This is a genomic window from Brevundimonas viscosa, from assembly GCF_900116065.1.
GTDB classification, from domain to species: Bacteria; Pseudomonadota; Alphaproteobacteria; order Caulobacterales; family Caulobacteraceae; genus Brevundimonas; species Brevundimonas viscosa.
The window spans coordinates 695538-720917 of sequence record NZ_FOZV01000001.1 but is presented as its reverse complement, the minus strand read 5'-3'; the positions used below and the strand labels follow the sequence as shown (position 1 = coordinate 720917).

The following is a 25380-nucleotide window of genomic DNA, read 5'->3' as shown; positions in this document are numbered from 1 at the left end:
TTTCCCACAAATCAATCGGACGTGGCTCATGGCAGGGGTCGCCGCCATCGTCGTCCTCGGCAGCGCGGGCATCTATGTTCTCACCCGCCCTGCGGCGGACCCGAGCGCCGCCGTGTCGGCTGAGGCTGAACACGTTGAAGAGGAGGCCCAGGCAGGCGTTCTCCTTCTGACGCCGGCGCAGATCGAGGCTGCCCGTATCGCGGTCGTGGCGGTCACCGGCGGCGGCGGCGGCGAAACCCGCCTGTCCGGGCGGGTGGAACCCATGGTCGACGCTCGGGCGGCGGTCGCCGCCTCCGTGGGCGGACGGGTCGAGCGGGTCCTGGTGGCGCCGGGACAGTCCGTCCGCGCCGGTCAGCCCCTGGCGGTATTGGTCAGCGGAGACGCGGCGGGGCTCCGGGCCGAGGCCGACGCCGCCCAAGCCAACGCGGTGGCCGCCGAGCAGGCCCACGAGCGCGAGGAAAGCCTCGCGGAGCAAGGCGTGGTGGCTGAGCGGGACGCCGAAATCGCCCATGCCCAGGCCCTGAGCGCCGAGGCGGCCGCGCGCGCGGCCCGAGCCCGGGCAATCGCCGCCGGGTCTCCCAGCGCATCCGGCCGTCTCGGCGTCACGAGCCCGATCAGCGGCGTCGTCACCAGCGTCCAGGTCGGCCCTGGCGGCTTCGCGCCGCAGGGTGGGGTGATCGCCGAGGTCACCAACCCGGCGCGGGTGGAGATCGTCTTCAGCGCGCCCCCGGCGCTAGCCGGTCAGGTTCGCGCCGGCTCCGCGATCCGGGTGCAGGGTCCGGCAGGCGAGTTCGACGCGGTCGTCACCGGCGTGGCCGCCGGCGCGGGGGTGGGGAACGGCGCAGCCGTAATTCGCGCCCGCCCCACCGGCTCGCTGCTTCCCCCCGCAGGGTCGGCGGTGACCGGCGTCATCGTCACCGGCGAAACGTCGGCAACCCCGACCGTGCCGTCCGAGGCCGTGCAGACGGTGGAGGGCGCGACCGTCGTCTTCGTGCGCACCCCGACAGGGTTCCGCGTCGCGCCCGTGCTGGTCGGCCGCCAGGCCGGCGATCGGACCGAAATCCTGCGCGGTCTCATGGGCGATGAGCGTGTCGCCGGCGCCAACGCCTTCCTCCTCAAAGCCGAACTCGCCAAGGGCGAGGCCGAGCACGGTCACTAGGGAGCGACGCGCATGTTCAACGCCATTATCGCGGCGTCGGTCCGGTTTCGCTGGTTCGTCGTCATCGCTGTCGCCCTGGTCGCTGGGCTGGGACTGTTCGAGCTGACCAAGTTGCCGATCGACGCGGTGCCCGACATCACCAACCGGCAGGTCCAGATCACGACGGTCGCACCGGCGCTGGCCCCGGAGCAGATCGAGCGCCAGGTCACCTATCCGCTTGAGACTGGTCTGTCTGGCATCCCCGGTCTGACCAGCACACGATCACTGTCACGCAACGGCTTCAGCCAGATCACGGCGATCTTCACCGACGAGACGGACATCTACTTCGCGCGCCAGCAGGTCGCCGAACGGCTGGCGGCGGCGCGGGAAGGACTACCGGAAGGTGTCGAGCCCGCGATGTCGCCGATCACCACCGGTCTCGGCGAGGTCCTGATGTGGACCGTCGATTACGTCCCGTTCAACAGCGACAATCTGGCGCGACCGGGGCAGCCGGGATGGCAGCCAGGTCGTGTCTATCTGACCCCGGAAGGGGAGCGGCTGGCCACGCCAGAGCAGCGCGCCACCTATCTGCGAACGGTGCAGGACTGGATCATCGCGCCACAAATGCGCGGCGCGGAAGGCCTGGCGGGCGTCGATACGGTCGGCGGTTACGTCAAGGAATATGCCGTTCGTCCCGATCCCGCCCGCCTCTCCGGTTATGGTCTCGGCCTCGGCGATCTGGTCGAGGCGCTGGAGCGCGCCAACACCCAGGCCGGCGCCAGCTACATCCAACGCGCCGGAGAGGCGCTGGTCGTCCGCACAGATGCCCTCGCGAGCACAGTCGAGGATCTGGCCCAGGCCCCGGTGGTCAATCGCGGAGGCCTGGTGGTCCGCGTCGCCGACGTCGCCACCGTCGAGATCGGACAGGCGCCGCGCCTCGGCGGGGCCAGTCGCGACGGTCATGAGGCGGTCCTGGGCACTGCCCTGATGATCGCGGGTGGCAACAGCCGCACGGTGGCCCAGGCGGCGGCGGAGCGACTGGCCGAGGTGGACGATAGCCTTCCGCCAGGCATCGTCGCCACGAGCGTCCTGAACAGGAGCGAACTGGTCAACTCGACCATCGCCACCGTCGCCCGCAATCTCACCGAGGGAGCCTTGCTCGTCGTCGTGGTGCTGTTCCTGCTGCTCGGCAACATCCGCGCGGCCACCATCACGGCGTTGATGATCCCGCTCAGCTTCCTGTTCGCCGTCATCGGCATGAACCGCTTCGGCATCAGCGGGAATCTGATGAGCCTCGGCGCCCTGGACTTCGGCCTGATGGTCGATGGCGGCGTCGTCGTGATCGAGAACACCTTGCTCATGCTCACGCAGCGGCGTGCCCAACTCGGCCGTATGCTGAACCGCCACGAACGTCTGGACGTGGCCGTGCAGTCCGCCCGGCAGATGGTCAAGCCGGCGGCGTTCGGACAGTTGATCATCCTGCTGGTGTTCGCGCCGCTCCTGATGCTCGAAGGTGTGGAGGGCAAGACCTTCCAGCCGATGGGCGCGACCGTCATGTTGGCGCTGGTCGGAGCCTTCATCTTCTCCTTCACCTTCGTGCCGGCGATGACCGCCCTTCTGGTGCGCGATCCCAAGTCCGTCCACGTTGGACCGGACGGCCAGGTCGTCGAGCATGAGACCCCCATCCTCCGCTTCGCGCGCCGCTATATTCAGCCGGCGATCCAGGCGGCGGTGGCGCGGCCGAAGGTGGTGCTGATCTCCGCCCTGGCGGCGCTCGCGGTCGGCGCGGTGTCCTTCATGGCGCTGGGCCGCGAGTTCATCCCGACCCTCGACGAGGGCGACATCGCCATGCAGGCCCTGCGCGTGCCGTCGGCGTCGCTCGAACAGTCGCTGGCGATGCAGATGGCTCTGGAGCGCGCCATCACGGCGCAGCCCGAGGTCGAGACTATGTTCTCGCGGACGGGAACGGCAGAGGCGGCCGTCGATCCCATGCCGCCCAACATCTCCGACAGCGTGATCGTCCTGAAGGACCGCAGTGAGTGGCCTGATCCGGGGTTGGAGAAGGAGGCGCTGATCGAGCGCATCGAGGAAGTCGCAGGCCAGCAGATCGGCAACAATTTCGAGTTCAGCCAGCCGATCGAACTGCGCTTCAACGAACTCATCTCGGGCGTGCGCACGGACCTCGCCGTCATGGTCTATGGCGACGACTTCGCTACCCTCCAGCGGGTGGCGGATCAGGTCGCGGGTTCACTCCGCGAGACAACAGGGTCGGCCGACGTGCGGGTCGAGCAGGCCTCCGGCCTGCCCACCCTGACCGTCAGCGTCGATCGCATCGCCGCCGCCAGCTATGGCTTGTCGGCGGCCGACGTCAGCGAAGCGGTCTCCGTTGGAATCGGTGGGGCCGAAGCGGGGACCATCTTCGAAGGCGATCGGCGTTTCGACGTCGTCGTGCGCCTGCCCGAAGCCGCCCGAAACGACCCGGCGGCGCTCGCGGCCCTGCCGGTCGTCTCGGACTCCGGCGTGATTGTGCCTCTGTCTTCGGTGGCCCGTATCCAGACCGGCGAAGGTCCGAACCAGATCAGCCGCGAAAACGGCAGCCGCCGCATGGTGGTGCAGGCCAACGTCAGGGGTCGAGACCTCGGCGGCTTCGTCGCCGACGCTCAGGACCGGGTGGCGGAGATCGAATTGCCGGCCGGCGTCTACCTGGACTGGGGCGGACAGTTCGAGAACCTGAAACGTGCTGAACAGCGCTTCAGCATCGTCATTCCGGTCGTGTTCGTCCTGATCGGCGTTCTGCTGTTCCTGGCGCTCGGCTCGTTCGCCGAGGCAGGACTGGTGTTCGCCTGTGTCCCGCTCGCCCTCGTCGGCGGCGCATTGGCGCTCTTGCTTCGAGGGATGCCGTTCTCGGTTTCGGCGGCGGTCGGCTTCATCGCCGTCTCAGGAGTCGCCACCCTGAACGGTCTTGTGCTCATGCAGGCCATCCGCCAGCGACTGAACGAGGGTCTGCCCGCACGAGAGGCGGCGATCGAAGGCGCCGCGAGCCGGCTGCGCGCGGTGTTGACCACGGCCTTGGTCGCCATCGTCGGCTTCATCCCCATGGCCTTGGCGCACGGAGCCGGGGCCGAGGTGCAGAAGCCGCTCGCAACGGTGGTTATTGGCGGCCTTCTGACGGCGACGGCGTTGACCCTGCTGGTGTTGCCGACCTTCGCTGCCAGGGCGGTCCGGCACCGGGCTTCGGAAGGACTGGAAGATTGAGCAAATTGACCTCGGCGGACCATCAGCAGCGGCGGACGCTGCTGGTGGTTCTGATCCTCAACGCCTTGCTGTTCCTGGGCCTCGGTGTCGGCGGCATCCTGGCGGACTCCAGCGCGCTGCTGGCCAACGCCGTCGATAATGCCTCGGACTCCGTCGTCTATTTGATCAGCTTCGTGGCGATCGGCCGCGCCGCGTCCTGGAAACGGAGCGCGGCGCGCCTGTCCGGCATCCTGTTGCTGGTTTTCGCCGCCGGGGTGCTGATCGACGTTGGCCGGCGCTGGTGGTTCGGCACGGAGCCGGTCGGCTGGACGATGATGGGCATGGCGCTGGTCGCGGCGATCGTGAACCTGATCTGCCTGGTGCTCCTGCGGCGGGACCGGTCCGGCGACGTCAACATGGAAGCTGCCGAGACGTTCAGCCTGAACGACTTCGCCTCGAACGGCGGCATCCTCGTCGCTGGCGGGCTGGTCATGTGGCTGGACCAGGCCTGGCCGGACCTGGTCGTGGGTCTTGTCGTGGCCGGGATCGCAGTTAAAGGCGGCATCGAGATTCTTCGGAATGCCTCGGGCGATGTGGAGGACGGGTCGCGGTGACGCGGGCGGTTCCTACTCGATGATCTCCAGTCCGTCGTAAGGCGTGGCCGGCGGCCCATCGGTCCACTGATAGGTCTCCTGCGTGCGCTGCATCGCTTGCATCCGCTGGGCGGGAACGGCCGGGATGTTGGTCGGAACTTCATCAGGCGAGTTCGACGACGCGAGGTTGATGGTGAACTGGTGCGGGGCGCCGCCGAAGTTCACGTCGACCAGAATCGCGCGGGCGCTCCCGTTCGGGATCAACAGTTGGTCGGCATAGATGAAGCCCGCTGTGGCTGTGCCCGGATCGACAGTCGTCGTCTGGAGCACCAGCCGCCCCCTGTTGGCGATCGCCCGGTGCAGGTGAAACTCGATGGCTTGGGTCGAGAGGTAGAATTCACCGGACGCTCGGCGGAAGGCGATCTCGGTCCGACGCGGTTGCCGGCGAAGCGGGCCTCGCCATGCGGCATCTCGGCCGGATTGAGCGCGGCGAGGGCAACCCGACCGTCGCGATCCTTGGTCGGATGGCAGAGGTTTTAGACGTGCATCCAGCCGCGTTTTACGCCGATCATTCCTGAATGCTGGACGACCCAACGCGCGATAGCCTCGGACGCGCTGCGGGTCGGGTCACTCCTTCTTCGAGGCGCCTACCAATGCTGCGACCATTTCAGGCGTCATTCTAACCTGCGGAAGATTCTCCAATAGTTCGGGCGGCAGTGTGAATTCCCCGGTCAACTGAGGCTTGAAGGGGATCAGGTTGACCCCAAGCACGTGCATGAATTGCAGCATGAAGGTCGCCGGGAATGTCCCTCGGCTGATCTTGTTGCGGACGCTGACCTCGGTCTCTTCGATCCCTATCGCCTGCATGCGCTCCGCGATGTCGGCGTAGGTGAGATTCTGGCGACGCTGCTCGACCCGCAAAAGCGTTCGCGCCTTCTCCCGCCAAGCGTTTTCGGGATCATCAACATCGGCGGGGGTTCCGGCGCGCTTAGCCATGACTGTTCATGCCATCACTTCTCCCGGCGATCAACCGACGCGACTTATCGCTCGTTGAAGCGATAAAAAGCGCATATATGCGACAAAGTTCTTGACGAACCCCTGCGCGATGACTATCGCACATACGCGACAAACCTCCCGTATGTGCGTTGACATCATTGGCTCTCCTTCAAGGCCCGGCGCATGCCGCGACGCCGACCGAGGTCGCCGAACTCTCGGAAGAAGAAGCGCGTGCTCTGTTTCGCCGTTATCGATTCGCTGAAAACGGCGGGGAGCCGTTCTGCAATCGCTGCGGATGCCCCGCGGCCTGGGCCTACCAGGACGGCAAGCTCTACAAGTGCAAGCAGTGCTTGAGGCAGTTCACCCTGACCACCAACACGCCGTTCGCCTACCGCAAGCTCCCGTTCAAGACGATCCTGCTGATTCTCGCGCAGTTCAATGTCGCTTATCAAGGGCGCAGCGCCTTGGAGATCAGACGCGACCTTCGCGCCAAGGTGAAGAACTACAAGACGATCTTCGTCTGGCTCCACAAAATCAGATGCGCAATGCAGGCCTTCGAGCGACGCACGATCCTGCGCGATGAGATCGAAATCGATGGCAAGGAGCTGAAAGGCTACATCCGCCCCAAGAACGTGCGCGGTGAAAAGGACCACTACCGTTTTCCATATGGGGCGCCGGACCGGACGTTGCGGGTGACGCTGGCCCGCCAGCGGGCTGGTCCCGCCCGCGCGTGGGTCGCCAAGCAGGAGCATCACCCGATCCCGCCGTTCATCGACGTGGTCGATCCGAACGCCGTCGTATTTGCCGACGGCGGGCACTGGGGCCAGATTCGCGAGCATTGCGCGCTGAAGCGGGTCATCCACGACCACCACTTCTACACGCCGGAGTCCTGCACCAACTGGGCCGAGAGCGGTTTCCGCGTCCTTGAGGGCATGCGGATGATCTATCGTCGCATCCTTGGCAACTACCTCGACCTCTACACGGCTCAGCTTACATGGCGGTTGAGCCACACAGCCGGCGGTCCGGACGACAGCTTTGCGGCGCTCCTGGGAACGATGATGACCCCAGGCCGCTCGCCGATGGCTGGGTATTTCCTCAAGAAGAAAGCCGGCGGTTCCAAGCGCCGTTGCGAAATCATCAATCAGGACGGCGCGCCGATCGAGTGGAGCCCGCCGAGCGCCGAGGAGCGGCGGCGGGCGCGCAAGGAGGCCAAGCGCGCCAGCGGAGAAGCGGAGACCCCGCGCGTCGCCGACGCCCGATCCGCTAAACGTTGGCGCAAGGGGTTCGAGTTCATGTCGGCGGGCGAGTTCATGGACGATCCCAAGCGGATGCCTCTGAGCCCGGGTGTCTACGGCTTGTTCCTCCGGAGTGGCGAACGGCTCTTCAACCTTGCGGGCTATTTCCCTGATCCGCAGCTTCCGGCGTGGGACCACGGGGTGTGGCGTAACGGTTACGTCGGCGAAAGCTACTCTCTACGCGAAAGGCTCGCCGCTCACCTGCTCGGAAGCATGGGGGACTCGCCGTTCCGCCAATCGATCTTCGCCATCCACTGGGTGGCGGGGACCGGCGAGCTGGGCGACCTGAAGAGCCGTCAGGCGAGCGAAGCGGCCATGAATGAATGGCTGCGCGGCGAAGTGGTGATCGGATACAAGGTCTGCGGCTATCACAAGACGGTGGAGAAGGAGATGCTGAAGCGCACCGCCGCCCCGTTGAACATCCGGGATCGCGATCCGTCGCCGTTCGGCCGCCTGCTTTCTAGCCTGCGCCAACGCTTCCGCGAAGCTGTGGTGGTCGCAGCGTGGGAGCCGCCACCGCCTAGCAATCGTCCTCGGCAGCGGCGCTAGCCTCATTCCCGCGCTGTCGTGACTCAAGCGCCCATCGCGGCGGTTGTCCCCCATCATTCACCAATCCGCGCTGCGCGCGCTGCAACGCCGCGTTGATGGCACCGTATGCCTGAACATAGGCGGGACCGTCATCCACGCTGAGGTCGTGGCGCTCGACCACGCAGTCAAGCATCTCCCTCACCGTCAGCCAGTCGCCGTTCTCTCTCAACACGTCGTAGGCCGCGTCCGCCCATCCGTGCGGCGGACGGTTCGGCCCCCGGCGGAGCGGCCTGATCAGCTTTTCTTGATCGGGGTCCCATTCCGGATCGAACATCTGGATCACGTAAACGATGTGCGGAAGCGCCTCCCTGATCTCTTCAGCCCTCGTTTCGCGCTCGGCGGCCTTGGCTGCGAACGCCTCGCCTCCCCGCCACTTCTTCTGCCTCAGCTTCGGCGGGTTCTCTATCCAACGGAGTTCGCCGCCCAGCCGGCCATAGAGGCGCTTCAGATGGCTGGTCAGTTGCTTCCCGCTGTTCCTTCGCCCCAGCGCCACGTGAGCCCCTCAGAATGATGAGCCAAGGACTTATTCGAGCTTAGGTGTGTTTGCTACCCATAGCCGGCGCAGCGAGCGGCTGCGCGAAAGGGTGAGGGTCGGGTTTCGGGGCGGCAGCGTCGCGACCGGCGCGGCGGCTTGCGCCGACGGAGACAGCCGACCCTCATCCGGCCCTTCGGGCCACCTTCTCCCATTGGGAGAAGGTATCGGGCTCCGATCCCTCTCCCAGCGGGAGAGGGCTTGAGCGCCCGCGAGCGAAGCGAGCGGCTGCGCGAAAGGGTGAGGGTCGGGTTTCTCAGAACGTCAGCGGCGCGAGCGGCGCGGCGGCTCACGCCGAAGGGACCAGCCGACCCTCATCCGGCCCTTCGGGCCACCTTCTCCCACAGGGAGAAGGTTCAGTGTGTGCGCCCCTCCCCTCGCCGGAATCGTCGCCGGGCGGGGCGGAGGGCGTCAAGGAGGGCCTGCGGCCCCCGCGCCGCGGCGCGCCCGCACGGGCGCGTCCTTGACTCCCTCCGACCGACCGGCAGGCTGGCTTGCAAGGGGTGGGGACATCCGCCCGGTGCCTAGGCGACGCCACTCCCGACTCGATCTATCGTTGTTCTATGGACGACATAGACGAACAGCTGGCGGGCCTCTTCTTCCCGTACGCCACGAAGAAGCAGAACGACGTACGAAGTGGCAAAACCCGGTTCGTACACTACACCACCGCCGAGGCCGCAGTTCGAATAATTCAGAATCGGGAAGTTTGGATGCGCCGCACGACAACCATGAACGACTACATGGAGGTGGAGTACGGGTTCGAGTGCCTAAACGCCGCCTACAAGAGCGAAGCGGCAACCAAGATGAAGACCGCTTTGGATGAGGAATTCCCTGGAACATGCGATGAGCTTGAGAAGCGCTTCAATCTTTGGCTGCCCGCATTTCGGGGAGAAACCTATGTTACTTGCATCTCAGAGCATGACACCAATGAAGACGATATCGGCCGGCTATCTATGTGGCGTGCTTACGGATCAACTGCCGGCGTCGCTATTGTGTTAAACAGTACGGCTTTCGCTACAGCGAGCGATGCCATTCGAGCTTACACGAGTCCCGTTGCCTACCTCAGCAATGCACAGTTCGAACGGGAGTTCGGCCTGATCAGCGACAACATCGCGAACAGCCGCGAGTTGTGGCGCCACCTTGGACAAGAGAGCGTGATAGACGCGGTCTTTCAGATGATGCGGTTCTCTACTGTCTGCACCAAGCACCCAGGGTTCCACGAGGAACGTGAGTGGAGGATCATCCACACACCCGCACTAGAGGCGACTGATCGGCTACCATCGAATGTGGAAGTGGTGCGAGGCGTCCCGCAGTGTGTTCACAAGATTCCTCTGAGAAACTACCCCGAGGAAGGGTTTGTAGGGGCCGAGGTCCCAGAACTTATAGACCGCATAATCATCGGGCCGGCCGTGGACGCTTGGTCGATGCGCGATGCATTCGTTAGGCTGCTAGAAGGCGCTGGGACGGAGGACGCCCGCTCTCGCGTGGTAATATCTGACATCCCGCTTCGCTGAGGCGGTGCAACCCCACTGGCTCTAGTCCGAGATAGTCGAAGCTTAAGCGTCTTGTCCGCTCCACATTCCCGATCCCGTCTCCGCTTGCGCGGCCCGGAATGGAAAGGGAGGTGTTAGTGCACCCGCGCCTTCCCGATCTCCAGCCCGCCCTCGCCGGCTGACACCGCGATCACCGACCCGTCCTCGATCTCGCCGGCCAGCAGCTTGCGCGCGATCGGGTCGACCAGCTCCTTCTGGATGACGCGCTTGAGCGGCCGGGCGCCGTAGACCGGGTCGTAGCCCTTGTCGGCGAGCCAGGCGGCGGCCGCATCGTCCAGCGCCAGCGTCAACCGGCGGTCGGCCAGCAGCTTCTCGAACCTCGCCAGCTGGATGCGGACGATGCCGGCCATCTGGTTGCGGCCGAGGCGCTGGAAGAGGACGATCTCGTCGATGCGGTTGAGGAACTCGGGGCGGAAGTGGGCGCGGACGGCATCCATGACCATGGGGCGCGCGGCCTCCACGTCGTCGCCTTCGCCCTGGGCGGCCAGGAACTCCGAACCGAGGTTGGAGGTCATGATGATCAGGGTGTTGCGGAAGTCGATGGTGCGGCCCTGGCCGTCGGTGAGGCGGCCGTCGTCGAGCACCTGCAGCAGGGTGTTGAAGACGTCGGGGTGGGCCTTCTCGACCTCGTCGAACAGCACGACCTGATAGGGGCGGCGACGGACCGCCTCGGTCAGGGCGCCGCCCTCGTCGTAGCCGACGTAGCCGGGGGGCGCGCCGATCAGGCGGCTGACCGAGTGCTTCTCCATGTATTCGGACATGTCGAGGCGGGTGATGGCGGCCTCGTCGTCGAACAGGAATTCGGCCAGCGCCTTGGTCAGCTCGGTCTTGCCGACGCCCGTCGGGCCGAGGAACAGGAAGGAGCCGAGCGGGCGGTTGGGGTCGTTGAGGCCGGCGCGGGCGCGGCGCACCGCGTCGGAGACGGCGACGAGGGCCTCGTCCTGGCCGACGACGCGGGCGCGAAGGGCGTCCTCCATCTTGAGCAGCTTCTCGCGCTCGCCCTCCAGCATCTTGTCGACCGGGACGCCGGTCCAGCGATTGACGACGGCGGCGATCTGTTCGGCGTCGACCACTTCTGGCGTCAGCGGGCCGGACTTGTCGGCCTCGTTGGCCTCGGCCTCGGCCAGCTGCTTCTCGATCTGTGGGATCTGGCCGTAGGCGATCTCGGAGGCGCGGCCGAGGTCGCCGGCGCGCTGGGCGGCGGCCAGTTCGGCGCGCAGGCGGTCGAGGGTCTCGCGCAGCTGGGCGCCCTGACCGACCTTTTCCTTTTCGGCCTTCCAGCGGGCGGTGAGATCCTCGCTCTCGCCCTCCAGTTCGGCGATCTCGTCCTCAAGCTTTTCGAGCCGGGCCTTGGAGGCCGTGTCGGTCTCCTTCTTCAGGGCCTCGCGCTCGATCTTGAGCTGGACGAGGCGGCGGTCGATCTCGTCGAGCGCCTCGGGCTTGGAGTCGACGGCCATGCGCACCCGGCTGGCGGCCTCGTCGATCAGGTCGATGGCCTTGTCGGGCAGGAAGCGGTCGGTGATGTAGCGGTTGCTGAGGGTGGCGGCGGCCACGATGGCGCCGTCGGCGATGCGCACCCCGTGGTGGACCTCGTACTTCTCCTTCAGTCCACGGAGGATCGAGACGGTGTCCTCGACCGAAGGCTCCTCGACCATGACCGGCTGGAAGCGGCGGGCCAGGGCGGCGTCCTTCTCGACGTGCTTGCGGTACTCATCCAGCGTGGTGGCGCCGACGCAGTGCAGCTCGCCGCGGGCCAGGGCGGGCTTGAGCAGGTTGGAGGCGTCCATGGCGCCGTCGGTCTTGCCGGCGCCGACGAGGGTGTGCATCTCGTCGATGAACAGGACGATGCCGCCTTCCGCCGCGGCCACCTCGTTGAGCACCGCCTTGAGCCGCTCCTCGAACTCGCCGCGATATTTCGCGCCGGCGATCAGGGCGCCCATGTCCAGCGCCATGACCTTCTTGTCCTTGAGGCTCTCGGGCACGTCGCCGTTGACGATGCGCAGGGCCAAGCCCTCGACGATGGCGGTCTTGCCGACGCCGGGCTCGCCGATCAGCACGGGGTTGTTCTTGGTGCGGCGGGCCAGCACCTGGATGGTGCGGCGGATCTCCTCGTCGCGGCCGATGACCGGGTCGATCTTCTGGTCGCGGGCGGCCTGGGTCAGGTCGCGGGCGTAGCGCTTCAGCGCGTCGTAGGCATCCTCGGCGGCGGCGGAGTCGGCGGTCTTGCCCTTGCGCACCTCGGCGATGGCGGACTCGAGCTTCTCCGGCGCGGCGCCGACCGAGGCCAGCACGGTGGCGGCGACGCCGCCCTCCTTCGCAATGGCCCAGAGCAGGCGCTCGGTGGTGACGAAGGCGTCGCCGGCCTTCTTCGCCTGGGCCTCGGCGGCCGAGAAGACGCGGGCGGTGTCGCCGTCGAGGTAGAGCTGGCCCGAGCCGCCGGTGACCTGGGCGCGCTTCTGCAGGGCGGTCTCGACGGCCTGTTCGGCCTTCGCCGCGTCGCCGCCGGCGGCGCTGATCAGATTGCGGGCGAGGCCGTCGCGCTCCTCGAGCAGCACCTTGAGCAGGTGCTCGGGGGCGAACTGCTGGTGGCGGCGGGCGAGGGCCAGCGACTGGGCCGACTGGACGGCCTGTTTGGCGCGGTCGGAGTAGAGATCGAGGTTCACGGACATCCCCTGTCAGGCGGATAGACACCCTGACGCCCCGGGAGCGGCGGCGTCTTGAGATGACGCAAATCTGGGTGTGGCGATCGGGTCACACAAGGGGGTGACGGGCCGGAAGCGGAACGCCTAGGATCGGCGCGAGGAGGCGTCCGTGATCCCCCATTCCGCCTGGCCGGTCGATCCCGGCGTGCTCCTGCCGTTCCTGATCGCCGTGGCCCTCGTCGAGCTGACGCCGGGGCCGAACATGGGCTGGTTGGCGCTGGTCTCGCTGGACCGCGGGCGGGCGGCGGGCTTCGCGGCGGTGGCGGGGATCACGGTCGGGCTGGGAGCGTGGATGCTGGCCGCCGCCTTCGGCCTGACCCAGGCGCTGATCGCCTGGCCGCCGATCTATCAGATCATCCGCTGGGCCGGCGTGCTGTTCCTGCTCTGGCTGGCGTGGGAGGCGTGGCGCGGCGACGGCGATCCGGCGGAGGCCGACGGGGTCGATCACCACTCGAGCCTGCGGCTGTTCCTGCGCGGCATGACCGGCAATCTGCTCAATCCCAAGGCGGCGCTGTTCTATGTCGCCCTGCTGCCGACCTTCATGCGGCCGGAGCGCGGGTCGCCGCTGACCCAGGCGCTGGTGCTGGGCGGCCTGCATCTGGCCGTCGCGGTCGCGATCCACGCGCTGATCGTGGCGGGCGCGGCGGGCGCGCGCGGGCCGGTGCTGCGGCGGATGCAGGGACGGCGGATGCGGGCGGCGATGGCGCTGGGCATCGCCGCCGTGGCCGTGTGGATGGCGTGGGAGACGCGTCTCTGATCAGCCGCCCGTGGTGGGAGCGGAGAAGTCGAACTGCTCGGGCCGTCGCTGACCCGAGCCGAAGCTCCAGGTGACGCCGATGTAGGCCGCGCGGCCGCCGAAGGTCTGGCTGGTGCGGTCTGTGAAGGTCGGGGTTTCGAGGGTGCTGGTCGCGCCGAACTCGTCGAACAGGTCGCGGACGGTGACCTGCAGCGACCAGTCGCGGTTGAGCTTGCGGCGGTAGCCGAGGTTGACCAGCTGGGCGGTCTCGCGGACGCCCTGGGCGAGAAGCTGGTCGCCGCTCCAGATGCCGGACACCTGCAGGAAGTCGTCGGGAGTCGGTTGCCAGTTGAGAGTCAGGCGGCCGGAGACGCTCTCGCCCTCGCGGTCGGCGGCGCCGGGGATGCCGGCGGCGTCGATCTCCTGGCGGAAGGCGTTGATGCTGGCGTTGTAGCGCAGGGTCGGGTGCAGGGCGCCGTTGGCGACCAGTTCGATCCCGCTCGACCGGCTGGAGCCGAGGTTCTCGGGCCGGGTCAGGAAAACGCCGCCGCCGATGTCGGTGGTCACCTGGGTGAAGGCGTCCCGGGTGTCGCGATGGTAGAGGGTGGCCTGGTAGAAGGTCTGCTGGACCCGCTTCTGCCACGACAGCTCGAAAGAGTCGGTCTCCTGCGGCAGCAGGTCGGGATTGCCCGAGCGGTAGTTGAGGTTGTCCTGATAGGTCAGGAACGGGTTCAGCTCCTGAGGGCCGGGCCGCTGGATGCGCCGGCTGTAGCTGCCGCGCAGGGTCTGGCCCTCGGACAGGGTGTACGACAGGTGGAGCGTCGGATAGGCGCGGAAATAGTCGTTGGACGACTGGATGTTGGTGGTGACCTGGTCGAGGTCGATGTTCGCCTGCTCCAGCCGCAGGCCGAACTGGGCCGACAGCTTCTCGCCGAACGGCTTCTCCCAGGTGGCGTAGAGGGCGTGCACGGCCTGGTCGACGTGGAACTCGTTGGAGACCAGCGGGTCCGGAACGAGGAGGCCCGGGGCCGGGCCGCGCGAGAAGGCGTTGTCGAGCGCGACGTCCAGCGCCTGCAGCTCGTAGCCGAGGCGCAGCCGGCCGCCGTCGGCCATCGGGCGGACGTAGGCGCTGGTGATCCCGAGAATGTCCTGGCGGTTCCTGTTCTCGACCTCTTCGTAGAACAGGGGCGCGGGCGGGGTCTGCTGGTCGACGACGGTGTCGAAGCCGAAGGTGAAGCGATTGCGGTCGAAGCGGACCTCGTTGGACCACTCGTGGCCGGCGTCGTCGAACCGGCGCAGCACGCGGGCGGTGGCCCCGGAGAACTGGCCGAGGAAGCCGCCGCTGGAGTCCCGACGATAGGCCGCCGCAATGCCGCCCAGGGCGTCGTCCGCCTCGTAGAGATCGACGGCCTCGGCAAGGCTCTCGACGTCGGTGTGGCGCAGCTCGCCGACCAGCTGGGTCCTGTCGTCCAGATTGTGCTCGGCCGCGAGACGCACGAAGACGACGTCCGAGGCGCCGTCGACCTCCTGGGTCTGGCGCGACTCGAGGAACTGGCCCGAGCCGGCGTCGAAGCGGGTGCGCTGCCGCTCGATCTCCTGCAGGAAGCCGTCGTGGCGGACGCCGACATCGGCCGTGAGGGTGGTCTTGCCGATCACATGGGCGACGTTGCCGCCCAGGTTCCAGCGGCCGGCGTCGCCGACATTGGCGCGCACCGAGCCGGTGGTCGTATTGCCCTGCCGCACCGCGTTCGGCCTGGAGATCAGGTTGATCACCCCGCCCGAGCCCTCGGGGCTGTAAGCGGCGGACGGGTTGGTCATCACCTCGATGCGGGCGTACTGGCTGGCCGGAATCTGCAGCACCATCTGGCCGCGGCTGGGCCCGTTGAACTGGGTCGAGGGCCGCCCGTCCACGAGGATGGTGACGTTGGCGTCGCCGCGCAGGCTGATGTTTCCGTCGGGGTCGACCTCCACCGAAGGGATGTTGCGCAGCGCCTCGGCCAGGGTGCCCGTCGCGGCCTGCAGGTCGTCGGCGAGACTGTAGCTGACCGAGTCGATCGAGGTGCGGACATCGGTCGCGCGCCCCGTCACCTCCACGACGCCGAGGGCGGTGGCCTCCTCGGCCTCAGCCTCAGCCTCGACTTCGGCCTCCCCGTCCTCGTCAGTTTCCTCGGCCGGTTCGGCGGGAGCGGGCTGCGACGCCGGCGGCGGCGGGGTCTGCTGCGCCGGGGCGGTCTGCGCCAGCGCCGGCGGGGCGAGAAGGACCAGCGCCACGCCGCCGAGTAGAAGGGTCCGGAAAGAAGTCACGAGCGGTCGACCTTGCGAGAAGACATGGCCGGCGAAATGCGGCCCCCTGAAAGCGCGTATCAGCGCTCCGGCCGGCCACACAGTTACTTCTTCTCCATGCACGATTACTTCTTTTTCATGTTCCCGCTTGGGCGGGCAGGGCTGTAACCTGAGTCCGCTGCAGGCAGTCGCTGTCAGTTCGCACATTTCCATCGCCTCTCCCTCGCGGGGCCGTCGCTGTGGAGATCGAGGAAAGGCGCGTCCCGGCTGAGACGCATGAGCGGCGGGTGAGGCTTTCGTGAAAAAGGCCGGCGGCGACGCTAGTCGCCGCCGTGCCCGTGCACCCGGGCGTGGCCGTGGTGACGCAGGTGCTTCTCGTCGAGCTGTTCGATCAGGGCCTTGCCGCGATCCTCGCCGACCAGTTCAAGCAGGGCGTCGATCTTGGCCTCCATGCGGTCGTCGTTCTCCTTGGAGGACGGGGAGCCGACGTAGAGGAAGTAGGCCAGGCCGACGACCTGCCAGAGCAGCTGGAGGAACTCCGACTGCCAGTTCTCGAAGGTGTCGCGGCTCATTTCGATCATGTAGCCGGCCAGTTCCGGCGTGTGGCCGTGCTCGCGCGCCTCGTCCGCGAAGGCGAACCAGCCGAAGGTCCAGTGCAGGCCGAAGGAGACGGCAAAGAAGCCGAGGGTGAGCCAGGCGTAGGCGTACTTCTTCCACATGGTCGTGCTCCTGATGATGGGCGGAAACCTCGCGGCGGAGCGGTTTGTTTCGGCTTGGCGCGGACGACGGGGGCGGGCTAGCGTCGCCGGCGAACTGTCGGGAGCGTCTGCATGTCCATCCGCCTTACGCGCCGCGCGGCGCTGGCCTCCACCGCCGCGGTCGCCGGCGTCGCCCTGCCCGCCGTCGCCCGGGCGCGCCAGCCTGCCGACGACGCGGCGCTGGCGGCCGAGGTGGACGCCTTCGTGCGCCGGGCCATGGCGGCCTGGCCGGACCAGCCGGCGGTCTCGGTGGCGCTGGTCAAGGACGGGCAGCCGCTGCTGACCCGCGGCTACGGGGTCCGCAAGTCGGGCGACCCCCGGCCGATCGACGAGCACACGCACTTCGCCATCGCGTCCAACACCAAGGCCGTGACCTGCGCGGCCCTCGCCATCCTGATCGACGAGGACAAGGTGAAGTGGGACGAGCCGGTGCGGACCTACCTGCCGGAGTTCCGCCTGTCGAAGCCGGAGCTGAATGAGCTGGTGACGGTGCGCGACCTCGTCAGCCACCGCATCGGCTTCGGCCTCGGGGCCGGCGACCTGCTGTTCTGGCCGAACAGCGACCGGAGCCGGGCGGAGATCATGGCGGCGGTCGAGCACGTGCCGATCGAAGACCAGTTCCGCACCTCGTACCACTACTGCAACCTGATGTTCGTGGTCGCCGGCGAGGTGGTGGCCGCGGTCTCGGGGATGCCGTGGGAGGACTTTGTCCAGACCCGCATCCTGACCCCTCTCGGCATGACCGGGACCCTGCCGCTGATGACGGCGGCGGACCCGGCCAGCTCGGCCCTGCCGCACGGCCGGCTGGGGCCGCCGCTGCGCTACCAGGGCGAGATGCAGACGCTGGCGGAGTCGATCCAGGAGGTCTGGGACTGGAGCGCGGCCGGGGCGGCCGGCGGTTTCGTCACCCACCCGGTCGACTGGGCGAAGTGGATCGCGGTGCAGCTGAACAAGGGGGCGCTGCCGGACGGGACGCGGCTGTGGTCGGAGGCCCGGGCCAACGAGATGTGGCGGCCCAACATCATCGTCTCCAGCTCGGGCGGACCGACGCCGGACATGCCGGGCCGGTCGATCGCAGCGACCTACGCCACTGGCTGGCAGGTGATGGACTATCGCGGCGAGCGCTTCATCACCCATGGCGGCGGCGCGCCCGGCTTCGTCTCGGGTACGGTGCTGCTGCCGGGCCGCAACGCCGGCTTCAGCTACTTCACCAACGCCGAGGAGGGCATGCTGACGCGCGCCCTGCGCAGCGGCATCGCCGACATCGTCATGGGCAAGGCCGGGTTCGACTGGATCGCCGACGGCCAGCGGCTGGAGGCGGAGAACAACGCCAAATCGATCGCGGCCGCGGCGGAGATCGACGCGAAGCAGGCGGCCGGGGCGCCGCCGTCGCTGCCGCTGGAGGCCTACGCCGGCGTGTGGCGCGATCCGTGGTACGGCGACATCGTCATCCAGCGGCGGGGCGAAGGCCTGTGGCTGGCCTTCAGCCGCACGCCCAGCCTGAAAGGGCCGCTGGAGGCCTACGACGGGGAGACGATGCGCACCCGCTTCCCCGACAAGCGGGAGGAGGACGTGTTCGTCACCTTCGCGCTGGAGAACGGCCGCCCGGTCACGGCGACGATGAAGGCGGTCAGCCCGGACGCGGACTTCAGCTACGACTTCCATGACCTGCGGCTGACGAGGGTCTGAGCGCGGTGTTCTTCGTCGGCTACGTCCCGCTCCTCGTGATCGTCGCCCTCGCGATGGCCTTGCTGCTGGTCGTTTGGCGAAGTCCGCTGGTGGTTCGTCTCATCGCCGGCGCGGCGCCGGGCTACCTCGCGGTCATCCTTGTCCGCGACGCAGCGACGACCACGGAGAGCCTCGGCGTCCTGCTGTGGCCGCCGGCGCTTCTGTTGACGGCCGTCGTGCTGGCCTGTCTCGTGCTCGGCGGCCGGCCGCGCCGCGATGATGAACCGCCCGTCGCGGCCGGATCCTGAGGCCCGCTACTGCCCCGAACGCCGCCCCGCCTCGAGGATGGGCATGCCGGCTTCGGTGGGGATGTAGATGACCTCGCGGCCCTGCTTGCCGGCGGTCTCCTCCAGCATGTGGATGTAGGACCAGCGCAGGTAGTTGTCGGGGCCGCCGAGGCTTTGGGCCATGATGCGGTTGGCCTCGTTGGTGCCCCTCGCGCGCTCGATCTCGGCCTGGGCGGTGAGGCGAGCCGAGTCCAGCGCGGCCTGCGCCTCCAGCACCCGGATGCGGCGGTCCTGCACCGCCTGCTCGTAGGCCGCCTTGCCGGCCATCTGCTTCGAATAGACGTTGTAGGTCGGCAGGCCGATCAGGATCAGCGCCCCGATCACGACGAGCCCGATGATGGAACCGATGGTGAATCCCGCGCCGCGCATGTGATGCTCCCCTAACTGCGATCCGACGGCAGACTCGGGAAGGGCGGCGGCGGGGTCAAGGGCGGGGGGTCACCTCGCCAGCTCGAGGAGCTCCAGCTTGGCCTCGACCCGGGGCCACGGGATGACCAGCCGCCAGCGCTCGGGGCCGATGCGCTCGAACACGCCGACCTGGTCGCGCTCGGGCATCTGGCCATAGGTCGGCCAGCCGGCCTCGTCGGCGCCGAGGGCCTGGGCGCCGACGAAGACCAGCCGTCGGTCGCTGTCGGGATAGAGCAGGCCGCGGGTCCGTTGGGAGCCGGTGGACTTGGTCAGCACGAGGTCGCCGCCCGGGGTCAGTTCGACGGTGCAGCGGAACCAGGGGTATTCCAGGAAGGCCATTCCGCCGGGACTGCTGGAGCCCAGCTTGATGGTGCGGCAGCGATAGGCGCCGGGGGCCGGCTGCAGGCGGCCGGCGAGGCCGGCGTTCGGATCGACCAGCGGCCCGAGCGCCTCCACCTGTGGCGCGAAACCCTTGTCCTCGGCCTCGGCCCGCGCCAGCCGCCAGGCCTGGTCGAGCCGACCGAGCCGCGAGGCGTCCCCGGTGGAGACGATTTCGCGCCAGTCCGACGTTCCGCCCGGCTCGCCGTCAGCCGCCTCGTCCGGCGCGGCTGCGGCCGGGGGCGCCACGCCGTCGGGCGCTGACGGGGCCGAGGGTCTCTCGCCGGGCCCGGATCGCTCGCCGCAGGCGGCGACAAGCATGAGGGCGGCGAGGGCGGCTGCGGTCCGCATGGCAGGCTCCGGCTGATGGCGTTGCCGGAACGGCTGGCGGCGCTGACGGTTCAGGCGGGGACGAGCTCGATAAGGTCGAGATTGGACTCGTTCTGCGGCCATGGGAGCACCAGCCGCCAGCGTCGCTCGCCGATCCGCTCCAGAACCGCGACCAAGTCGCGGTCGGGCCGCTGGCCGTAGGAGTTGGCCGCAGGTTCCGAGGCGAGGGCCATGGAGCCGAGCAGGATCATCTGCCCGTCGTCCTCGGGGAACAGCAGGCCGGCGGGGCGCTGGCTGCCGGTCAGCTTGACGAACTTGAGACCGTTCGGGGTTTGCTCGATGCGGCAGGCGAACCAGCCGTAGACGACGTAGCCGAGGCCCTGCTCGCCGCCCTGGGAGCCGAGTTTGACGGTGCGGCAGCGATAGTCGCCGATCGGGGGCGCGACAGAGGCCCGCCGGGCGTCGGGAACGATCAGCTCGCCGAGGCCGCGCAGGTCGCCGGAGCCGGGCTGGCGTCGCGCCTGTTCGAGCGCCAGCGACCAGGCGGCGCCGATGCGCTCGTAACGGTCGCGGTCGCGGGCGGTGACGATGCCGCGCCAGTCGCGCAGCACCGGCGCGGAGCCGGGCGCGCCCGGCGGCGGCGGGGGCGCGGGCGTCGCCGCGCAGGCGGCCAGCGCCAGGGCGGCGGCCGCGGCCAGAAGGGGGACTCGGAACAGGCGAGGCATGGGCGCTCCCGAAGGGCTGAAGCGTGTCTCAGCCTTCCTTGGACCGGCGGGGGCCGTCCGCGTCAACCCGCCTCGCGCAGGGCGGGCGGATCCGCGGCTCAGCTCTCGTCGGCGGGGACTTCGGCCTTGCGACGGGGGGCGCGGCGCTTCGGCGCCGGCGCCTCGTCGGCGTCGCCGGCGGGCGATTCGACGGCGACGGCGGGCGCGGCCGACCGGGTCAGGAAGCCCGGCAGGGCGGCCGGGGTCTCGTCGGCGGCCTCGTCGCGACGCGGACGACGGCCGCCGCGTTCGCGGGCCGGACGGGCCTCGGGCGCGGTTTCCGCCGCCGGCGCGGGGGCGGCGTCCTCGCGGATCTCGTCGGTCTGCGCGGCGGGGGCCTCGCCGCCTTCGCCGCGTTCGGTCTCGAAGCGGCGGTTGCGCTCCTCGCGGCGACGTTCCCAGCGTTCGCGGCGGCTCTCGCGGCGCCCACCCTCGCGGGCCTCGCCGCCCTCGCCCTCGGCGCGGGGCTCGCGCGGTTCACGCGGCTCGCGGTCGTCGCGGTCGCGCCACTCGCGGCGCTCGCCGTCCTGGCCCTGCGACTGACCCTGGCGCTCGCGGCGCTCGTCCTGTTCGCGCTGGCGGCGCTCCTGCTCGGCGGCGCGGTCGGCCTCGGCCTGCTGGGCGGCCATGATCGCGGCCGCCTGGGCCCCGGACTCGTCCTCGAAGTCGATGTCGAAACCCTGGCCGGCCAGCTCGCGCTGGGCGATCTCGCTCACCGGACGCTGCGGCTGCAGGGCGCGGAGGACGCGGAAATAGTGTTCGGCGTGCTGGGTGTAGTTCTCGGCCAGAACCCGGTCGCCGGAGGCGGCGGCGTCGCGGGCCAGCTGCATGTAGCGCTCGTAGACGGTCTGGGCGTTGCCGCGGACCTTGATGTTCTCGGGGCCCTGCGAGTCCCACGAACGGTTCGGATTGGTGGCGTTGGCGTTGCCGCCGCCCGGCTTCCTGTTGCGTCCGCGCTGACGCTTCATGCCCTTGAAATCTCTCATCGGACGCTACCGTGCCTCGGTGGGTAAGGGCGGACCGGAGCGTTGTGCGCCCGGCGCCGTCCGTCTTCGTCTTCCGCTTCGGTCGGGGCCCATCCCCGCTGACGATGTGATCGGAATTCGGGTCGTCGCCCTGTGGTCCGCCGGGCGACCGGCCCGACCGTCACTGCCCTGGACGCGCGCGCGGCAGGACCTTCAGCGGTCCGGGCGTGCGGTTTGGGTGGGAGACGAGACAGACTTAGCGCGGGATCGTGGCGTTTCCAAGAGGCTTTCGCGCGGCGGTCAGCCGCGCCGCCCGCTCCAGTCCGCCGTTCCGTTGCGGCCGCGACCGCGGGCGCGCAGTCCGACGACCCGCCCCTCATGCAGGAGCGGCCGACCGACGATCCACACCTCGGCCCCGCCGAAGTCGCGACGGAAGTCGTGGTGGCAGGAGGTGACCGGCGAATAGACGGCCAGCCGTCGGCCGTGGCCCTGCTCCAGCCAGCCGACCGGGACGCCCCAGCCCGGGGCCGGCGGTTCGGACGCTCCGGGCGCCCAGCGCCCGGCAAAGGCCTCCGTCCCGGGGGGCAGGTCGGCGGGCCGTTCGGGGAAGATGGTGCGGACGACGCCGGCCGGGCCCGGGCAGGCCAGGGCCGGAACGGCGGAGCCGGCGAGAAGGGCGGCGGCGAGGAAGACGAGGGCGCGCATGGCCGCGACCCTACATCTTGGGGACGGGGTTTGTCCTCGGATCGGGGCCGTTGGTGACCACCCTGTCACGATCCGACAGGTCCTTGACGACGATGACGTCCTCGAAGCCCGCGGCCTCGAACATGGCCTTGACCTGCGGCCCCTGGTCCCAGCCGATCTCGACCGCGAAGACGCCGCCGGGCCTGAGGACGCGGCGGATCTCGGGAGCCAGTTCGCGATAGGCCTGCAGCCCGTCGGGACCCCCGTCCAGCGCCAGGTGCGGGTCGTGGTCGCGCACCTCGGGGTCGAGGCCGGCGATGTCGGCGGTGGGGATGTAGGGCGGGTTCGACACCACCAGGTCGAAGCTGTGATCGGCCACACCGGTCGCCCACTCGGTGCGAAGGAAGTCGCAGCGGTTGTCGAGGCCGAGGTTGGCGGCGTTCTCGCGGGCGACGGCCAAGGCCTCGGTGGAGACGTCAGTGCCGACCCCGCGGGCGCCGGCGCGTTCCGCCAGCGTGGCCAGCAGGATGGCGCCCGAGCCCGTGCCGAGATCGATCATGGTGAAGGCTTCGTGCGGGGCGTAGGCCAGCATGACCACGTCGAGGATGGCCTCGGTGTCGGGGCGGGGGCTGAGCACGTCGGGGGTGACGTTCAGCATGATCTTCCAGAAGCCCTTGCGGCCGAGGATGCGCGACACCGGCTCGCGGCGCAGGCGGCGGTCCACGTAGCCGTCGAGCGTCGTCTGCTGCTCCGCGGTGAGGGTGCGATAGGGGTCGGTAAGAATGTCGGTGCGGGTGCAGCCGGCCGCGACCTCGAGCAGCAGGCGGGCGTCGATCGACGGGCTGTCGATGCGGCCGGCCTTGAGCCGGGCCTGGGCGGCCTTCCAGGCGGTGAGCAGGGTCGGGGCGGCGGCGGCGTCGGTCATGCGGAGGGCTTGGCGCGAGCGGCGGCGGATTTCAAGCGCCGCCGCCGCTGGAACGCGCCGCCAGCGCAGCCGTTGTCGCGCGGATGCAGGGAAAGTCGGGACGAAGGGCCGGCCTCGGCCTCTGGGGAGCGATCGGAGCCGTGGCCGGAGGACTGGCCGCGGGCGCCGGCGCCGCGCACCTGCTCTACACCCGCGGGCACAGGTACGGCATCGAGCTGCGGCCGCCGCGGCCGGAGCCGCTGCCGCCGGCTCCGCCGGTTCCCGAGGATTTCGAGGCGAAGGAACCCGGCCGCGGCCGGCTGGCCGACCGGCCGGAGCGCATTCCGCACAAGGGCTGGATCGACATCCTGTGGCGGGTCGCGGCCTCCTACTTCGGCGACCGGGTCGGCTTCGTCGCGGGCGGGGTGACCTTCTTCGCGGTGTTGTCGCTGTTCCCGACGCTGGCCGCCTTCGTGACCATCTACGGCCTGTTCGCCGATCCCTACGACGCGTGGGGCAGGCTGAGCTTCCTCTATACGGTGCTGCCGCAGGGGGTGGCGGAGTTCATCGGCGGGGAGATGCAGCGTCTGGCCGAGAACTCGACCACCGAGCTGACCTTCACCCTGGTGTGGACGCTGGCGCTGTCGCTGTGGACGGCGAACGGAGCGATCAAGGTGCTCTTCTACGGGCTGAACGTCGCCTACCACGAGGTCGAGCGGCGCAACATCGTCAAGTACAACCTGGTGTGCATGGCCTTCACCCTGTCCGGCCTGTTCGCCGTGCTGATCACCGCCGGCCTGGTGGTCGGCGTGCCGGTGGTGCTCGGCGTGTTCGGCCTGGCCGAGGAGTGGGCCTATCTGTCGCCGCTGCGCTGGCCGGTGCTGCTGGCCGTGTACGTCGCGGCCCTGACCGTCATTTACCGCTTCGGCCCGTGCCGGGCGCGGGCGAGGTGGCGCTGGCTGACCCCGGGGGCGCTGTTCGCCGCCCTGCTCAGCCTGACCCTGTCGCTCGGATTCAGCTGGTACCTGCAGACCTTCGTCCGCACCGCTTCCTACGGTCCGCTGGCGGCGATGATGGGTTTCCTGCTGTGGACCTGGCTGAGCGTGCAGATCATCCTGATGGGGGCCGAGCTGAACGCCGAGATCGAGCACCAGACGGCGCTCGACACCACCACCGGGACGCCGATGCCGATCGGCGAGCGGGGCGCGGTGATGGCCGACAGCGTCGGCCCGCGGCGCGGCAACCCGGCGGCGCTGGCCTTCACCCTGAAGCACGCCGAGGCGCTGTCGGACCGGCTGTTGCGGCGGAAGATCCGGCCGCCGAAGTAGGCGTCAGGCGAACTCGGCCTCGAGGTCGGCGAGGCGGGCGGCCTGGTCCTCGGCGATCAGGGCGTCCAGCATGGGGTCGAGGTCGCCCTCGAGGATCTGCGGCAGGCTGTGCAGGGTCAGGCCGATGCGGTGGTCGGTGACCCGGCCTTGCGGGAAGTTGTAGGTCCGGATGCGCTCGGAGCGGTCGCCGGAGCCGACCTGGGACTTGCGCGCGTCGGAGCGGGCCTGGTCCTTGGCCTGGCGCTGCATGTCGTAGAGCCGGACGCGCAGGTTCTTCATCGCCTTGTCGCGGTTGACGTGCTGCGACTTCTCCGAGGAGGTCACCACAATGCCGGTGGGCAGGTGGGTGATGCGGACGGCCGAGTCGGTCTTGTTGACGTGCTGGCCGCCGGCGCCGGAGCTGCGGTAGGTGTCGATGCGGATATCCTGGTCGCGGATCTCGATCTCGACGTCCTCGACCTCGGGCAGGACCGCCACGGTGGCGGCCGAAGTGTGGATGCGGCCGCCGGCCTCGGTGACCGGCACGCGCTGCACCCGGTGGACGCCCGACTCGAACTTCAACCGGCCGAACACGCCTTCGCCGGTGATGGTGGCGACAATCTCCTTGTAGCCGCCGGCCTCGCCCTCGGAGACGCTGTCGATCTCGACCCGCCAGCCGCGCGACTGGGCGTAGCGCGAGTACATGCGAAACAGGTCGCCGGCGAACAGGGCGGCTTCGTCGCCGCCGGTGCCGGCGCGGACCTCCAGCACGGCCGAGGCGTTCTCGTCGGCGTCGCGCGGGGCCAGCAGGAGGGCGACCTGACGCTCCAGCTCGGGCAGGCGATCCCTGAGCGCCTCCAGCTCCTCGGCGGCCATCTCGGCCATCTCCGGATCGTCGGCCATGGCCTCGAGGTCGGCCATCTCGGCGCGGGCGCGGGCGAGCTCCTGCACGGCGTCGGCGACCGGCCTGAGCTCGGCGTGCTCCTTCGACAGGCGGACGATCTCGGCGCCGTCGGCGGCCGCGCCCATGCGCGCCTCCACCTCGTGGAAGCGGTCGAGCACCTGATCGAGCCGGGCCTGGGGAAGTCGCAAGGGAGTCTCCGAAGGGGCCGTTCTCCTATCCGTCCGACCGGCGCCTGTCCAACCCGGGCGGCGGCGGCGCCTGACGCAAAAGTGAAAGCGTGACCATTACAGCGGAAGGGATCAGGCGTTAGCTG

General features: G+C 69.1%; 23 protein-coding genes. 10 read left to right on the top strand and 13 right to left on the bottom strand.

Translation table 11 applies throughout. The features are described 5' to 3' along the window. Nucleotides 1–28 precede the first annotated feature (28 nt). Genes BM333_RS03595 through BM333_RS03585 form a run of 3 tightly spaced genes read left to right on the top strand, consistent with a single transcriptional unit; the run spans nucleotide 29 to nucleotide 4986 of the window. Nucleotides 29–1159, top strand: a complete 1131-nt coding sequence (locus BM333_RS03595) for an efflux RND transporter periplasmic adaptor subunit (protein ID WP_245777126.1) — start codon at nucleotides 29–31, stop codon at nucleotides 1157–1159. A gap of 12 nt (nucleotides 1160–1171) precedes the next feature. Next, on the top strand, nucleotides 1172–4393 hold the full coding sequence (locus BM333_RS03590; RefSeq protein ID WP_092307349.1) for an efflux RND transporter permease subunit: 3222 nt from the start codon (nucleotides 1172–1174) through the stop codon (nucleotides 4391–4393). Next, nucleotides 4390–4986, top strand: a complete 597-nt coding sequence (locus BM333_RS03585; protein WP_245777125.1) for a cation efflux transmembrane domain-containing protein — start codon at nucleotides 4390–4392, stop codon at nucleotides 4984–4986. The genes BM333_RS03590 and BM333_RS03585 overlap by 4 nt, the downstream gene beginning before the upstream one ends. A 12-nt stretch (nucleotides 4987–4998) precedes the next feature. On the opposite strand, the gene BM333_RS03580 is transcribed toward BM333_RS03585, so the two are convergent. Then, a complete protein-coding gene (locus BM333_RS03580; RefSeq protein ID WP_092307347.1) occupies nucleotides 4999–5295 on the bottom strand; it encodes a hypothetical protein in 297 nt (98 codons plus the stop codon). Here BM333_RS03580 and BM333_RS16325 point away from each other — a divergent pair. Then, nucleotides 5256–5543, top strand: a complete 288-nt coding sequence (locus tag BM333_RS16325; protein ID WP_425425116.1) for a helix-turn-helix domain-containing protein — start codon at nucleotides 5256–5258, stop codon at nucleotides 5541–5543. The two genes, BM333_RS03580 and BM333_RS16325, sit on opposite strands and share 40 nt — an antisense overlap. A 49-nt stretch (nucleotides 5544–5592) precedes the next feature. On the opposite strand, the gene BM333_RS15875 is transcribed toward BM333_RS16325, so the two are convergent. Beyond that, entirely contained in the window at nucleotides 5593–5961 is a 369-nt protein-coding gene (locus BM333_RS15875; RefSeq protein ID WP_177221784.1) for a DUF6471 domain-containing protein, read from the bottom strand. A gap of 158 nt (nucleotides 5962–6119) precedes the next feature. Here BM333_RS15875 and BM333_RS03565 point away from each other — a divergent pair, with 158 nt between their 5' ends. Continuing rightward, complete coding sequence (locus tag BM333_RS03565; protein WP_092307343.1) at nucleotides 6120–7805, top strand: transposase; 1686 nt, start codon at nucleotides 6120–6122, stop codon at nucleotides 7803–7805. Here the strand turns inward: BM333_RS03565 and BM333_RS03560 are convergent. Beyond that, nucleotides 7777–8337: a hypothetical protein gene (locus tag BM333_RS03560; protein ID WP_092307341.1), complete on the bottom strand. Its 561-nt coding sequence runs from the start codon at nucleotides 8335–8337 to the stop codon at nucleotides 7777–7779. The two genes, BM333_RS03565 and BM333_RS03560, sit on opposite strands and share 29 nt — an antisense overlap. A 602-nt stretch (nucleotides 8338–8939) precedes the next feature. On the opposite strand from BM333_RS03560, the gene BM333_RS03555 reads away from it, so the two are divergent. Next, entirely contained in the window at nucleotides 8940–9890 is a 951-nt protein-coding gene (locus tag BM333_RS03555; protein ID WP_092307339.1) for a DUF2971 domain-containing protein, read from the top strand. Between the two features lie 113 nt (nucleotides 9891–10003). On the opposite strand, the gene clpB is transcribed toward BM333_RS03555, so the two are convergent. Then, nucleotides 10004–12592, bottom strand: a complete 2589-nt coding sequence (clpB, locus tag BM333_RS03550; protein WP_092307617.1) for an ATP-dependent chaperone ClpB — start codon at nucleotides 12590–12592, stop codon at nucleotides 10004–10006. 148 nt (nucleotides 12593–12740) lie between these two features. On the opposite strand from clpB, the gene BM333_RS03545 reads away from it, so the two are divergent. Beyond that, nucleotides 12741–13388: a LysE family translocator gene (locus BM333_RS03545; RefSeq protein WP_245777124.1), complete on the top strand. Its 648-nt coding sequence runs from the start codon at nucleotides 12741–12743 to the stop codon at nucleotides 13386–13388. On the opposite strand, the gene BM333_RS03540 is transcribed toward BM333_RS03545, so the two are convergent. After that, nucleotides 13389–15671 (bottom strand): outer membrane beta-barrel family protein, encoded by a 2283-nt coding sequence (locus BM333_RS03540; RefSeq protein ID WP_092307337.1) that lies wholly within the window; start codon nucleotides 15669–15671, stop codon nucleotides 13389–13391. A 299-nt stretch (nucleotides 15672–15970) separates the two neighbouring features. Continuing rightward, nucleotides 15971–16369, bottom strand: coding sequence for a DUF6766 family protein (locus tag BM333_RS03535; RefSeq protein WP_092307335.1), 399 nt, complete (start codon nucleotides 16367–16369; stop codon nucleotides 15971–15973). A 111-nt stretch (nucleotides 16370–16480) separates the two neighbouring features. Between BM333_RS03535 and BM333_RS03530 the strand changes: the two genes are divergently transcribed. Both BM333_RS03530 and BM333_RS03525 read left to right on the top strand, forming a co-directional pair. Then, the gene (locus BM333_RS03530; RefSeq protein ID WP_092307333.1) at nucleotides 16481–18097 is read left to right on the top strand and encodes a serine hydrolase; all 1617 of its coding nucleotides are present in this window, start codon (nucleotides 16481–16483) and stop codon (nucleotides 18095–18097) included. Between the two features lie 5 nt (nucleotides 18098–18102). Then, nucleotides 18103–18384 (top strand): hypothetical protein, encoded by a 282-nt coding sequence (locus BM333_RS03525; RefSeq protein ID WP_092307331.1) that lies wholly within the window; start codon nucleotides 18103–18105, stop codon nucleotides 18382–18384. A 6-nt stretch (nucleotides 18385–18390) separates the two neighbouring features. On the opposite strand, the gene BM333_RS03520 is transcribed toward BM333_RS03525, so the two are convergent. The 6 genes from BM333_RS03520 to prmC form a co-directional block, all read right to left on the bottom strand. Continuing rightward, a complete protein-coding gene (locus BM333_RS03520) occupies nucleotides 18391–18792 on the bottom strand; it encodes an SPFH domain-containing protein (RefSeq protein WP_092307329.1) in 402 nt (133 codons plus the stop codon). Nucleotides 18793–18861: 69 nt separating this feature from the next. After that, the gene (locus tag BM333_RS03515) at nucleotides 18862–19560 is read right to left on the bottom strand and encodes a DUF4893 domain-containing protein (RefSeq protein WP_092307327.1); all 699 of its coding nucleotides are present in this window, start codon (nucleotides 19558–19560) and stop codon (nucleotides 18862–18864) included. A gap of 50 nt (nucleotides 19561–19610) precedes the next feature. Beyond that, on the bottom strand, nucleotides 19611–20264 hold the full coding sequence (locus tag BM333_RS03510) for a DUF4893 domain-containing protein (protein ID WP_092307325.1): 654 nt from the start codon (nucleotides 20262–20264) through the stop codon (nucleotides 19611–19613). Between the two features lie 98 nt (nucleotides 20265–20362). Continuing rightward, nucleotides 20363–21289, bottom strand: coding sequence for a DUF4167 domain-containing protein (locus BM333_RS03505; protein WP_092307322.1), 927 nt, complete (start codon nucleotides 21287–21289; stop codon nucleotides 20363–20365). Nucleotides 21290–21568: 279 nt separating this feature from the next. Further along, a complete protein-coding gene (locus BM333_RS15585; protein WP_143105754.1) occupies nucleotides 21569–21973 on the bottom strand; it encodes a hypothetical protein in 405 nt (134 codons plus the stop codon). A 10-nt stretch (nucleotides 21974–21983) separates the two neighbouring features. Then, entirely contained in the window at nucleotides 21984–22877 is an 894-nt protein-coding gene (gene prmC / locus BM333_RS03500; protein WP_092307320.1) for a peptide chain release factor N(5)-glutamine methyltransferase, read from the bottom strand. Nucleotides 22878–23017: 140 nt separating this feature from the next. On the opposite strand from prmC, the gene BM333_RS03495 reads away from it, so the two are divergent. After that, entirely contained in the window at nucleotides 23018–24184 is a 1167-nt protein-coding gene (locus tag BM333_RS03495; RefSeq protein WP_245777123.1) for a YihY/virulence factor BrkB family protein, read from the top strand. A gap of 3 nt (nucleotides 24185–24187) precedes the next feature. Here BM333_RS03495 and prfA read toward each other — a convergent pair whose 3' ends face one another. Then, nucleotides 24188–25255 (bottom strand): peptide chain release factor 1, encoded by a 1068-nt coding sequence (gene prfA / locus BM333_RS03490; RefSeq protein WP_092307316.1) that lies wholly within the window; start codon nucleotides 25253–25255, stop codon nucleotides 24188–24190. Nucleotides 25256–25380: the final 125 nt, after the last annotated feature.